9 protein-coding genes and 1 pseudogene are annotated in these 12,123 nt (G+C 69.5%); 5 read left to right on the top strand and 5 right to left on the bottom strand.

Going from position 1 to position 12,123, the window contains the following annotated elements; translation table 11 throughout:
* Positions 1–27 precede the first annotated feature (27 nt).
* Complete coding sequence (locus MJQ72_RS08320; protein ID WP_240598548.1) at positions 28–1,296, bottom strand: sigma-70 family RNA polymerase sigma factor; 1,269 nt, start codon at positions 1,294–1,296, stop codon at positions 28–30.
* 44 nt (positions 1,297–1,340) lie between these two features.
* The gene (locus tag MJQ72_RS08315; RefSeq protein WP_240598547.1) at positions 1,341–1,715 is read right to left on the bottom strand and encodes a DUF4406 domain-containing protein; all 375 of its coding nucleotides are present in this window, start codon (positions 1,713–1,715) and stop codon (positions 1,341–1,343) included.
* A gap of 51 nt (positions 1,716–1,766) precedes the next feature.
* Between MJQ72_RS08315 and MJQ72_RS08310 the strand changes: the two genes are divergently transcribed.
* Complete coding sequence (locus MJQ72_RS08310; protein ID WP_240601279.1) at positions 1,767–2,564, top strand: DeoR/GlpR family DNA-binding transcription regulator; 798 nt, start codon at positions 1,767–1,769, stop codon at positions 2,562–2,564.
* On the opposite strand, the pseudogene MJQ72_RS08305 reads toward MJQ72_RS08310, so the two are convergent.
* The 3 genes and pseudogenes from MJQ72_RS08305 to MJQ72_RS08295 form a co-directional block, all read right to left on the bottom strand.
* A pseudogene (locus MJQ72_RS08305) lies at positions 2,518–3,284 on the bottom strand (polyprenol monophosphomannose synthase). The gene MJQ72_RS08310 and the pseudogene MJQ72_RS08305 overlap by 47 nt on opposite strands.
* 26 nt (positions 3,285–3,310) lie before the next feature.
* Positions 3,311–4,903 carry an apolipoprotein N-acyltransferase gene (lnt, locus tag MJQ72_RS08300; RefSeq protein ID WP_240598545.1) on the bottom strand — a complete coding sequence of 531 codons (1,593 nt, stop codon included), beginning with the start codon at positions 4,901–4,903 and terminating at the stop codon, positions 3,311–3,313.
* Positions 4,904–4,912: 9 nt separating this feature from the next.
* The gene (locus MJQ72_RS08295) at positions 4,913–6,523 is read right to left on the bottom strand and encodes an amidohydrolase (RefSeq protein WP_240598544.1); all 1,611 of its coding nucleotides are present in this window, start codon (positions 6,521–6,523) and stop codon (positions 4,913–4,915) included.
* A gap of 266 nt (positions 6,524–6,789) precedes the next feature.
* On the opposite strand from MJQ72_RS08295, the gene MJQ72_RS08290 reads away from it, so the two are divergent.
* From MJQ72_RS08290 to MJQ72_RS08275, 4 genes are all read left to right on the top strand, one after another.
* Complete coding sequence (locus MJQ72_RS08290; protein ID WP_240598543.1) at positions 6,790–8,178, top strand: KamA family radical SAM protein; 1,389 nt, start codon at positions 6,790–6,792, stop codon at positions 8,176–8,178.
* A gap of 269 nt (positions 8,179–8,447) precedes the next feature.
* Positions 8,448–8,921 carry a DUF1801 domain-containing protein gene (locus tag MJQ72_RS08285; protein WP_240598542.1) on the top strand — a complete coding sequence of 158 codons (474 nt, stop codon included), beginning with the start codon at positions 8,448–8,450 and terminating at the stop codon, positions 8,919–8,921.
* A 304-nt stretch (positions 8,922–9,225) separates the two neighbouring features.
* A complete protein-coding gene (locus MJQ72_RS08280; protein ID WP_240598541.1) occupies positions 9,226–10,647 on the top strand; it encodes an MFS transporter in 1,422 nt (473 codons plus the stop codon).
* On the top strand, positions 10,647–12,122 hold the full coding sequence (locus MJQ72_RS08275; RefSeq protein ID WP_240598540.1) for an FGGY family carbohydrate kinase: 1,476 nt from the start codon (positions 10,647–10,649) through the stop codon (positions 12,120–12,122). Before MJQ72_RS08280 ends, MJQ72_RS08275 begins: the two co-directional genes overlap by 1 nt.
* Position 12,123 lies beyond the last annotated feature (1 nt).

The following is a 12,123-nucleotide window of genomic DNA, read 5'->3' as shown; positions in this document are numbered from 1 at the left end:
CGGACGGGGCGTGAACCTCATCGGTCCTCAGGTGAGCGTCAACGGCAGCCCGAACGCGGGGAACAAATGCGGCTCGAAAGCGGTGATCTCGGCGACCTTCCCGTCCTCGATGCGCAGCACGTCGAGCACCTGTGCCCGATAGACCCGGGTGCCCGGCCGCCGGACGTAGCCTGCCGCTGCGGGAAGCCCGTTCGCGACGGCCGGGAGGTGTTTCCACTCCCCGAAGTAGGTCGGCGAGGCGGGGTCGAGGGACTGGGCGACGAACTCGAGGAAGACATCGCGGCCGGAGAACCACAGCGGATTCGGCGGCATCGTGACCAACACGTCTTCCCTGAGCAGCTCGGCCATGACCCGGCTGTCCCCGTTGGCGGTGGCGGCGGTCATGTAGCGCCGCAGGATCGCCTGCTCCTCCTCGGTCGGCCGCACGGTCCGGGCCCAGTCGGCGCGGCGTTCCGGCAGGCGTTCGCGCAGCGTGGGACGGGCGCGCTGCAGGGCGCTGGTGACCGACGCGACGCTGGTTTCCAGCAGGTCCGCGGTTTCGGCGGCCTTCCAGCCGAGGACGTCGTTGAGGATGACCACGGCCCGTTGTTTCGGCGGAAGGTGCTGGATGGCGGCCAGGAACACGAGTTCCAGTGTCTCCCTGGTCTCGGCGATTTCGTCGGGGTCGTCCGGGAAAGGTTGCAGCCAGGGCAGGAACTGGGGTGGCTCGCCTTGCTGGTCGACGTCGGGCAGCGGGTCGTACGGGCGCGGGACCCTTTTGTTGCGCCGCAGGAAATCGAGGCAGGTGTTGGTGGCGATGCGGTAGAGCCAGGCGCGGAAACTCGCCCGGCCCTCGAAGCCTTCGCGGCCGCGCCACGCCCGCAGGAAGGTCTCCTGGACGAGGTCCTGCGCGTCGTCGTAGGACCCGACCATGCGATAGCAGTGCACGCGCAGCTCACGCTCGTGCTGCTCGACCCTCTCGGCGAAGGCGACCTCGTCCAGGGATTCCGTAACGGGGGCCGGGGTGACGTTTTCCGGCCGCGCCCGGAGGGCGAGCCGCGCGATGCGCCGCAACCTGCCGACGTCGGAGGTGAGCGTGGTGAGGTCGGCGAAGAAGGTGTCCGGTGGCTGGGGTGTGAGCCGGTTCGCGACCCGGCCGACCTCGGCGATGAGGGTGTCCATGTCGGGTGCGGGGCTGCGCCGTGACCGGTAGGCCTGCTGGCGGCACGCGGCGGAACAGTAGACGGCGGTGCGCCCTCTCGTCGCCGCTCTCGGCGGCAACGGGCCACCACAGTTCGCGCAGGCCTGACCGGTCACCGCTCACCATCCCCCGGAAACGTAACGCTGGATCGAGTTACGCATTATGCGGCCTGGTACCCCGGGATGTCCTCGACACGGTGGTAGACGTCGAGCCCGCGGGACAGCGCGATGGCGACGTCCTGGTCGGCGCCGGTGGATTCGCCCGGCAGCCGCAGGACGGCGTCGCAGTGATGCAGCAGCCGGTCGGCCGTCGGGTACATGACCTCCTCGGCGATCGGATCGGCGACGGTCTTCCCGCCCGCGCCGCGCAGCACCGGCAGCGCGACCCACTCGCCGATCATCGGCACATGTCCGCTGCGGAAGATCGGCCAGGCGGCCTCTTCGAGCCGGGCGAGGTTGCGGGCGAGAAGTTCGGGGTCGTCGCCGGTCCCGGAGCGGAACGGTCCGGCGATGAGGATCATCAGAGGTTTGCTCATGCGCCGGAGCATAATGTGCAACAATCGGCAGGAACAAGGAGGAACGTGCACATGTTGGCTGCGCAGCGACGAGACCTGCTGATGGAACGACTCAAAACCGAAGGCCGGATCGTGGCCAAGGACCTCGCCGCCGAACTCGGCGTATCAGAGGACAGTATCCGCCGTGACCTGCGAGATCTCGCGGACGCCGGACTGTGTCAACGGGTCTACGGCGGAGCCTTGCCGGTCTCGCCCGCCACCGCGGACTACGCGACGCGCATGGCGGTCAGCATCGCGGGCAAGGAACGCATCGCGAAACGTGCAGCAGCGTTGATCCGGCTCGGCTCGACGGTCATCCTCGACGGCGGGACGACCGCGCTCGCGCTGGCGAAGGCGCTCCCCGTCGATCTCGAAGCGAAGATCGTCACGCACAGTCCCACGGTCGCGGCCGCGCTCGTCACCCATCCGAAGGTCGAGGTGTTCCTGATCGGCGGACGGCTCTTCAAGCACTCCGCCGTCACGTGCGGGGCGGCCGCGGCGGAGGCCGCGATGGGGGTCAACGCCGACTTGTTCTTCCTCGGCGTCACCGGGGTGCACCCCGAAACCGGGCTCACCACCGGCGACTCCGACGAGGCCGCGATGAAACGCACCCTCGCCAAACGGGCCGCCGACACCTACGTGCTGGCCAGTTCGGAGAAGATCGGCGCGGCCTCGCCGTTCACCGTGCTCCCCCTGTCCGACGTCGCGGGCGTGATCACCGACGCGGCGCCGGACGAGCCGACGGTGAAGGAACTGGGAAAACTCGGCGTGAGCGTGCTGGGCGTCAGCCCTTCTTGGCCAGCCCGCGAAGCTGCTCCCAGCGACGCTTGATCCCCCAGAACCCGACCAGGACGATCGCCTCGCGCACGACCGAGCCGCTCATCTTCGACTGACCGACCTCGCGTTCGGTGAAGGTGATCGGCACCTCGACGACCTCGAACCCGGCGAGCGCCGTGCGGAACGCCAGGTCGATCTGGAAGCAGTAGCCGCGCGAGGCGATCTCGTCGAGCGGGAGCTTCTCCAGCACTGTGCGGCGGTACGCGCGGAAACCCGCGGTGATGTCCTTGATCTTCGTGCCGAGCGCGACCCTCGCGTAGAAGTTCGCCATCCACGACAGCGCCTTGCGCTGGAACGGCCAGTTCACCGTGCTGCCGCCGGGAACGTAGCGGGAGCCGATGGACAGGTCCGCGTCCTCCAGGGCCGCCAGCACCCGGGGCAGATCCTCCGGCGCGTGCGAACCGTCGGCGTCCATCTCGACGATGGTGGCGTAGTCGCGGGAGAGCCCCCAGCGGAATCCCGCGACGTACGCGGCGCCGAGGCCGGCCTTCTCGGTCCGGTGCATGACGTGGATCCGCTCGTCGGCCTTCGCGAGCTCGTCGGCGACGTCACCGGTGCCGTCCGGGCTGCCGTCGTCGACGACGAGGGCGTGCACGTCCGGAAGTGCCTTGAGCAGACGTTCCAGGATCGGGCCGATGTTGTCCCGCTCGTTGTACGTCGGGACCACCACCAGCACCGGGTCGATTCCCTGGGCCCCCGCGGCGCCTGCGCCATCCGCTTTTCCTCCGTGTTCCGGCGGGTCAGCCCGCCGCTTCCCTCGTTGCCTTGGCGGCGCTCGCGCGCCGGGTGCGGAAACGGAGCACGTACCCGCCGGTAACCCCGGCGATCGCCAGGGCCAGCAGTCCGTACTCCGTCGTCACACCGAGTAGATCCGACAGCGTAGTCTGCTGCCTCAGCGGTACGCGCCCCACCAGGGAGTCTGCGGTGAACAGGCTGGTGGAGGCCGTGATCGAACCGTCGGGAGCGACGATCGCGCTGACCCCGCTGGTGGCCGAAACGATCACCGCGCGCCCGTGCTCGACCGCCCGCAGCCGCGACATCGCCAGCTGCTGATAGCTCATCTCCCCCGGCCCGTACCAGGCGTTGTTGGTCGGCACGACGAGCAGTTCCGCGCCGTCGGCGACCGACTCCCTCGCCGGATAGTCGAACGCGGTCTCGTAGCAGATGAAGACGCCGACCTTGGTGCCCGCGACCGACAGCGCGGCGTTGGCGCCGTCACCCGGTGTCATGTTCGCCACGCTGTCGACGAACGGCGTCACCAGTTTCGCGATCTCGCGGGCCGGGACGTATTCACCGAACGGGACGAGCTGCTGCTTGGCGTAGCGCTGGCCGGGGCCGGTCGCCGGATCCCAGACCAGCGCGGAGTTCTGGGCACTGCCGTCGGGCAGCCGGACCAGCGCGCCGATGATCGCCTGCGTGCCGTAGTCGCGGACCATCTGATCGACGCCGGCGTCACCGGTGCGCATGGCCATCGCGGTCTCGGGCCACACCAGCAGATCGACCTTAGTGTTGCTCGCCTTGAGCTTTTCGAGCAGCCGCGCGCTCTCGGTGAGATGGTTGCTCCGCAGTTCGTCGCGGCGGCCCTCCAGCGCCAGGCCGATGTCCGGGGCGTTGCCCTGCACCGTGGCGACGGTGAGTTCGCCGTCCTGGGCTTCGGTGCCGATCGTCGGCCACACCGCGAGACCCGCCACCACCGGCACCAGCGTCACCGCCGCCGCGGCCACCAGGGAACGCCGCGGATCGGCGCCCCGCAGCCGCAGGCACAGCGCCGCGAGCCCGAAACCGGTCGCCACGACCGCGAGGCCGACCAGCGGAGCGCCGCCGATCGAGGCCAGTGAGACGAAGGCACCCTCGGGCTGGCTGAACGCGACGCGACCCCAGGGAAATCCGCCGAAGGGGAACCAGGTGCGCGGGGTCTCCAGCGCGATGATCACCAACGCGGCCCACAGCGGCCCGAGCGGCAGGCGCCACACCACGGTGGCGAACGCCCCGCCGAAACCGAGATACACCGACAGCGCCATCGACAGCGCGATCCACGGCCACGGCCCGAAGTCCGGGCCGAGGAAGTCCAGCAGCCACGTCAGCAGCGGCAGGAAGAACCCCATCCCGAACACGAACGCGTAGCCGAACGCGCCCCGGAACCTGCGGCCGTGCACCACCAGCGCGAAACCGGTGAACGCCAGCGGCGCGAGCCACCACAGCGGACGTGGCGCGAAACTCAGGTACAGCGCGAAACCCGACGCCGCGGCGACGAGGAAACGCAGGAGCCAGGCGCGGGAGAACCGCTTCCGGGGCGCCGCTTCGGGGTCCGGATCGGTCACGGTCGAGGACACTCCTGAACCCTAGGCCGTGCGGGTGAACACATCGTGGATGACCTCTCCGTCGCGGACCGTGCGCAGGCACCGGGGCAGCGTCGCCCCCTCGGCCAGGTTCGGCAGCGGGGGCACCCCCGCGCGCGGATCGGTCGACCAGCGTTGCACCCGTGAGTCCGGGGTCGCGACGACGAGATCCTCGGCGTCCCAGATCGCGTAGTGCGCGGGTGCACCCGGGACCAGGCTGCCGGTGACGCCGTCGTTCACGCCGGCGGCGCGGTGTCCGGCGCGGGTGTGGGCGGTGAAGGACGCGCGAGCGGACAGCCCCGAGCCCGGCGTGCGGTGGTAGGTGCCGGCGCGGACGGTGGCCCACGGGTCGATGGGCGTGACGGGAGCGTCGGAGCCGAAAGCGAGCAGGAGCCCTTCGGCGGCCATGGCGGCGAAGGGGTTGAGCTTCGGGGCCCGTTCGCCGCCGAGGCGGTCGACGTACATGCCGTGCGTGCCGCCCCATTCCGCGTCGAACTGCGGCTGGACCGAGGCGACCACGCCCCAGCCGGCGAGCGCCTTCGCCTGGTCGGTGTCGATCATCTCGACGTGTTCGAGCCGGTGGTGCCGGGCGGCCAGCGCTCGACGGCCGACGGTCTTCTCCGCGAGCCGGAATCCTTCGACGACCTCGGCTACGGCGGCGTCGCCGATGACATGGAAACCGGCCTGCAGTTCGGCCTCGGTGCAGGCTGCGACGTGCTCGGCGATGGCGGCGGCGTCGAGATAGAGCGTTCCGGAGGTGCCGTGGGCGTCGGCGTACGGCTCGTGCAGCGCGGCCGTACGCGAGCCGAGCGCGCCGTCGACGAACAGGTCGCCAGCGACTCCCCTCGCGCCGAGCGCGCGGGCGGTGTCGATTCCGCCGCGCTCGCCCCAGTAGCCGACGACCTCCGGCAACCCCGGCTCGGACGCGAGCGCGAGCAGGTCGGTGAGGTCCTCGGCGCCGGAGATGTCCGGGCCCGCGCATTCGTGGACGCTCACGACCCCGCGCGCGGCGGCCTCGGCGAGGAACGCGCGCTGGGCTTCGCGACGCTGCCGCGGGGTGATCGCCTCGCGCATCGCGGCGCGCACGAGGTGGTGGGCGTCGCGGGTCAGCGGTCCGTCGGCCGACCAGCCCGGCGCCTCGCGCACGCCGGCGGCCAGCGCGACGAGGGCGCTGGAGACGAGCGCCGAGTGGACGTCGACCCGGCTCAGATACACCGGGGCGCCGTTCGCGGCCTCGTCGATCTCGGCGCGGCTGGGCAGCCTGCCGTCGGTCCAGCGGGATTCGTCCCAGCCGTGGGCGACCAGCACCTGGCCGGGACGGACGGCGTCGCGGACCGCGGCCAGGAGTTCGCCCGCGCCATGGATGTCCGTGAGGTTCAGACCGGTGAGGTGCAGTCCGGTCGCGGTGGCGTGGACGTGCGCGTCGACGAAGGCCGGGGCGACGAAGGCGCCGTCGAGGTGGATCGGTTCGGCGTCGGGATGCAGTGCCCTGGCCGGGCCGTCCTGCCCCACCCAGACGACGATGCCGTCGGTGATCGCCATGGCGGTGGCGTCGGGAGCCGAGGGGCTGTAGATGCGCCCGCCGAGCAGGAGCGTCGTTCGCGCGTTCGTCACCCTCCCGAGTTTGCAGCGTGCGGGTGATCACCGCGTGGTCAGGGTCGCTGAAGGTCCGAAACGCGTCACCGGTTCCGCATGAAGCGATAGGCCACCACGGCTGTCCTGCCGGCGCGGTGGGCGGGATCGCTGTCATGGAACACCTTCGAGCCCACTCGAAGGCCGAGGGAGTATCCGCCGGACACACCGAGCATGGCAGGAATATTTACGTCTTCCGGACGATGTGACAGGATATTTTCACGCGTTTCCGACGACGAGGAGTACAAGTGACTGCGATCCAGGAACCGACCTCGCCGGTGGCCGCCTACGATCAGCCCTACGACTACACCCGAGTCGAGCTGACCGAACCCGACTGGCGCCGCTTCCCCGGCTGGCACGACGTGACCGAGGCAGAGTGGCGCGACGCGCAGTGGCAGCGAGTGCACTGCATCCGTAACGCCAAACAGCTGCGCGCCCTGATGGGCGATCAGCTCGAGGAGCGCTTCTACGAGGACATGCTCGCCGACCAGCGCGAGATGGCCACGATGTCGATGCTCCTGCCGCCGCAGATGATCAACACGATGGCGCCCAACGCGGGCACCGACCCGGCGAAGGTGACCGAAGCCTGGTACGCCGACCCGATCCGCCGCTACATGCTCCCGGTGCGCAGCGACCGCGACACCGAATGGCCGAGCCACCCGCACTCCGAGCGGGACTCGCTGCACGAGGCGGAGATGTGGGTCGTGGAGGGGCTGACCCACCGCTACCCCACCAAGGTCCTCGCCGAGATGATCTCCACCTGCCCCCAGTACTGCGGGCACTGCACCCGGATGGACCTGGTCGGCAACTCCACCGAACAGATCGAGAAGCACAAGCTCTCGCTCAAACCGGTCGACCGCCAGGACGCGATGATCGAGTACCTGAAGAAGACCCCCGGCGTGCGTGACGTCGTGGTCTCCGGCGGCGACGTCGCGAACGTGCCGTGGCCGCAGCTGGAGTCGTTCCTGATGCGGCTGATGGACATCGACACCGTCCGCGACATCCGGCTCGCGACCAAGGCGCTCGCCGCCCTGCCGCAGCACTGGATCCAGCCGAAGGTCGTCGAAGGCCTCGAACGCGTCGCCGGCACCGCGCAGCGCCGCGGCGTCAACCTCGCGATCCACACCCACGTCAACCACGCCCAGTCGGTGACCCCGCTGGTCGCGGAAGCCGCCAGGACCGCCCTCGACGTCGGCGTCCGCGACGTGCGCAACCAGGGCGTGCTGATGAAGGGCGTGAACGCGACCCCGGCCGATCTGCTGGACCTGTGCTTCGCCCTGCAGGGTGAGGCGAACATCCTGCCGTACTACTTCTACATGTGCGACATGATCCCCAACGCCGAGCACTGGCGGGTTTCCGTGCACGAGGCACAGGAACTGCAGCACGCGATCATGGGCTACCTGCCCGGCTACGCCACCCCGCGGATCGTCTGCGACGTGCCGTACGTCGGGAAGCGCTGGGTGCACCAGCTCGCCGAGTACGACCGCGAGCTCGGGATCTCGTACTGGACCAAGAACTACCGCACCGGGATCGAACACGAGGACCCCGAGGCCTTGCAGCGCCGCTACCCGTACTACGACCCGATCTCGACACTGCCCGAAGCCGGTCAGCGCTGGTGGCGCGAGCAGCCGCGCTAACGATTCCGGAAAGTCCGGTCCAGTACAGATCAAGACCGGATGCGACTGGCCCTGAAGCGGCCGGGGCGGCTCAGGACGAGAACCTTGAGCCGCCCCGGCCGCATAGGGTGAGCGTCTCGAAGACGGACTTCGGTATTCGGCCGGCCGAAGTGGTATCGCGATCGCAATGCTCGACCGTCGAGGGCGCGAAATCCGATATTCCCGCCAAGGAGGTACCTGCGCGTGATTCCTCACTCGGACAGTCGATATCGCGAGTACGGTTGTCGGCCATGTTCACTGTGGCAGCGTCCAATCTCGAGGAATACTTCGCCGCGGACCCCGCCAGGGAAGCGGACCTTCGAGCGGTCGACCGCTTGGTCCGGGAAGCGGCGCCCGAGCTGAAACGGGAGTTCTTCGGCGGCACCGGCGCGGGAAAGCCCGGTATGGGAATGAGCCTGATCGGTTACGGGAAGTTCCAATACCGGGTCAAGTCCTCGTCCGAACCCATCGACTGGCCGATCGTCGGACTGGCGCTGCAGAAGAACTACCTCAGTCTGTACGTCGCCGCCGTTCGGAACGACCGATACCTCGTCGAGGACTACGCGGGCAGACTCGGCAAGGTCGGCCTCGGCCAGAACTGTGTCCGCTTCAAGAAGGCCGGCGATCTTGACGAGTCGGGCCTCGGCGCACTCCTCCACCACGTCCAGGACGGTCTCGCCACCGGCGAACTGGAACCGCGCTACGGCCGCGTCAAAGCGTCCTGACCCGCCACGGCGCGGTGGAAACCGCTGAGGCGATCGCGACATCGTCCGGCAGGGCCGTCCCCGCACTGGACGCCCTCGGCTCATTCCTTGACGATCTCCGACCGGAATCCACGGAACCTCGCGAAGATCTTTCCGTGCGAGTGTCCTTTGTGGCCGGACGAGGCGCCGTCTTGACGGACCCGGGATCGGGATCTACTCTTCTCCCTTCAGACAGGCACAGACGAAGAGCCACTGTCAGCGGTCTTCGTCGTGTCTGTTTTTTTGTGTCGGATCGCTGACAGCCAGCGCAGAAAGTTGGCGGTCCATGAGTTCATCGACGCTCAGCCCGACAGGCTCGATTTCGAACGTCTCCCAGGTAGCCGCGCTCGTCAACGGGCTGTCGAGGTTGCCGCGCAAGGCCAATCTGCTGTGGTATCTGGTGCTGGGCGGGCTTTTCCTGGACGCCTATTCCAACGCCGCGCTCGGCGCGGGCCTGTCCCCCATGATCAAGGAGCTCGGCCTCAGCTCCACCCAGGTCGGCGTGCTCACCGCGACCGCCCCCGCGGTGGCCATCCTGTTCAACCCGATCGGCGGCTGGCTGGCCGCCCGGATCGGCCGGGTCAAACCGTTGATCGCGGCCAAGGCGATCGCGGCGATCGGCGCCGTGCTGACCTCCGTCGCGGGCGGCTTCGGCGAGGTCTGGTTCGGACGCGGTCTCGTCGGCGTCGCCTACGGGATCGACTTCGCGGTGGCCATGGCCATGCTCGCGGAGTACACCCCCGCGAAACTGCGCGGACGGCTCAATCTCTGGCAGTCCGTCTGGTACGTCGCCACCACCGTGAACCTGGGACTGACGCTGGTGTTCTTCCAGCTCGACGCCGGCGTGGGGATCTGGCGATGGTCCGTCGGCTCGGCCGGTGTCTTCGCGATCGTCCTGCTGGTGCTGCAGCTGCTGTTCCTCGTCGAAAGCCCGTCTTGGCTCGCGGCGAAGGGCAGGCTCGCCGAAGCGGCCGTCAGCCTGCGCCGGATCTACGGTTTCCAGGTGACACCGGGAACCGCGAGCGCGCCCGACCCTGCCCAGGAGCGGAAGATCGGCTTCCGGCATGCGGGGGTGCTGTTCCGGAAGCCATATCTGCCGCGGACCTTCCTGTCCACGGCGATCTCCCTGACCCAGTCGATGCAGTACTTCGCCGTCGGGTGGTACCTGCCGGTGATCAGCCTGGCGATCTTCGGGCAGGCGTTCCAGACCGCGACCCTGGGTTCGATGATCTTCAACATCGCGGGGATCATCGGCGGCGCGCTCTCGGCGTACTTCGGCAGGAAGATCGGGCTCCGGACCAGTTCCGCCATCGGTTACGCGTTCGCGTTCGCCATCCTGCTGGTGATGGGGCTGGGCTTCGGGAAGCTGCCGATCGCCGTCGGGTTCCTGCTCCCGTTCCTGTTCATCTTCTTCCACTCGGCCGGGCCGGGCGCGAACGGCAAATCGATCGCGGCGCTGTCCTACCGCAGCGACATCCGCACCCTCGGCACCGGCGTGACCGGGATGCTCGGCAGTTTCGGCAGTGTCGTCGGGCTCTACGTGTTCCCGCAGATCAAGGAATCGATGGGGCTCGGCCCGACGATCGCCCTGCTCGCGGTGGTGCCGTTCCTCGGTCTGGTCTCCTGCCTGATCGTGCGCTGGGATCCCACGCGCAGCGGCGTCGACCCCGACGACGAGACCATCGACCTCAAGCTCGGGCGCGCCTGATGCGGCGCGGGATCCTGGCCGTCGACGAGGGTTCCACCGGCACCAGGGCGGCCGTCGTGGGCGAAGACGGACAGTGCGGGCCCTCCTTCTACACCTCCATCGACGTGAGCCACCCTCGGCCGGCCGAGGTCGAGCAGGATGCCATGCAGCTGCTGGAGCGGACCGTCGACGTCGCCCGTCAAGCGGTGACGTGGGCCGCCGAGAACGACGTGGAGATCACCGGGCTGTCGATCTGCACCCAGCGGGCGACGGCCGTGCTGTGGGACCGCGAGACCGGCCGTCCGCTGGCGCCCGCCGTGGTGTGGCAGGACAGCCGTTACGCCGCCGAGCTGGCGAAGCTCGCCCCGGAGTGGGACCGGTACCTGTGGGCGGAAACCGGGCGTCCGGTGGGCACTCGCGCCCCGTTCCTGTGGGCGGCCAGGACACTCGAGGAGCTCGGCGTTCCGGCCGGGCGGGCGTTGTTCGGCTCGGTGGACACCTGGCTGGTGTGGCATCTCAGCGGTCGCGAGCGATACGCGATCTCGGCGACGAACGCCGTCGCGTTCGGCGGATACCGGTTGCGCGAGCATTGCTGGGACACCGAGTGGCTGACGGCACTGGGTTTTCCCGCCGACTCGGCTCCGCCGCCACTGGACGACGACGGCGACTACGGCTACACCGACCCGGACCTGCTCGGCATCCGCGTGCCGATCGCGGCGGTGATGGGTGACCAGCACGCGTCCTTGATCGCGCTGGGCGCGCTTTCGCCCGGCCAGGCCACCTGCGTCCACGGCACCGGCACGTTCGTCGGCGCACTCGCCGGCGACGAACCGCCCGAGGCGGTGGGCGGACTCGACGGCGTGCTGTGCCTGGTCGCCTGGCGCAGCGGAGGTCACAGCCGGTTCAGCCTCGAGTCCTACACCTCGACCACCGGCTCCGCCCTGCGATGGCTCATCGAAGACCTCGGCCTGTTCGCCTCGGCGGCCGAGATCAGCGCGCTGGCCGCGGCGCAGCCGAGCGGCGAGGCGACGTGGTTCGTGCCGACGCTCGCCGGATTGCGCACCCCTGTGCAGCGGCCCGACGCCCGCGGCATGCTGGCCGGGCTGAGCCTGGCGACCACGCGGGAAGCCCTGGCCAGGGCGGTGATCGACGGGATCGCCCACGCGGTGAGCGACACCGCCGACGCCTTGCGCACCACCATGGACCGGCCGATGACCCATCTCCGGGTCGGTGGCGGTCTGGCGGCGAGCGACCCGTTGCTCCAGAGCCAGGCCGATTTCACCGGTCTCGCCATCGAACGGGTGGCGGACTCGGCCACCGCCAGCCTGCGCGGCGCCGCCTATCTCGCCGGCACCCGGCTCGGGCTGTGGCCTTCGCTGGCCGAGGCCGTCGCCCACCAGCCACCAGGCCGGGTCTTCGAACCCGCCATCGCCGAAACCGACCGGCTGAAGCTACGGGCGCGCTGGCAAGACGTGCTCGCCGTCTCGCTGTCGTGAA

The sequence above is a fragment of the Amycolatopsis sp. EV170708-02-1 genome (assembly GCF_022479115.1).
GTDB lineage: Bacteria > Actinomycetota > Actinomycetes > Mycobacteriales > Pseudonocardiaceae > Amycolatopsis.
The sequence above is the reverse complement of the archived record's forward strand: the minus strand, read 5'-3'. Positions and strand labels throughout refer to the sequence as shown.

Excerpts from the sequence above, each read along its gene's own strand:
- MJQ72_RS08275 (WP_240598540.1), top strand. The coding sequence starts at position 10,647 with ATGCGGCGCGGGATCCTGGCCGTCGACGAGGGTTCCACCGGCACCAGG.
- MJQ72_RS08310 (WP_240601279.1), top strand. The coding sequence starts at position 1,767 with ATGTTGGCTGCGCAGCGACGAGACCTGCTGATGGAACGACTCAAAACC.
- MJQ72_RS08315 (WP_240598547.1), bottom strand. The coding sequence starts at position 1,715 with ATGAGCAAACCTCTGATGATCCTCATCGCCGGACCGTTCCGCTCCGGG.
- MJQ72_RS08285 (WP_240598542.1), top strand. The coding sequence starts at position 8,448 with ATGTTCACTGTGGCAGCGTCCAATCTCGAGGAATACTTCGCCGCGGAC.
- MJQ72_RS08280 (WP_240598541.1), top strand. The coding sequence starts at position 9,226 with ATGAGTTCATCGACGCTCAGCCCGACAGGCTCGATTTCGAACGTCTCC.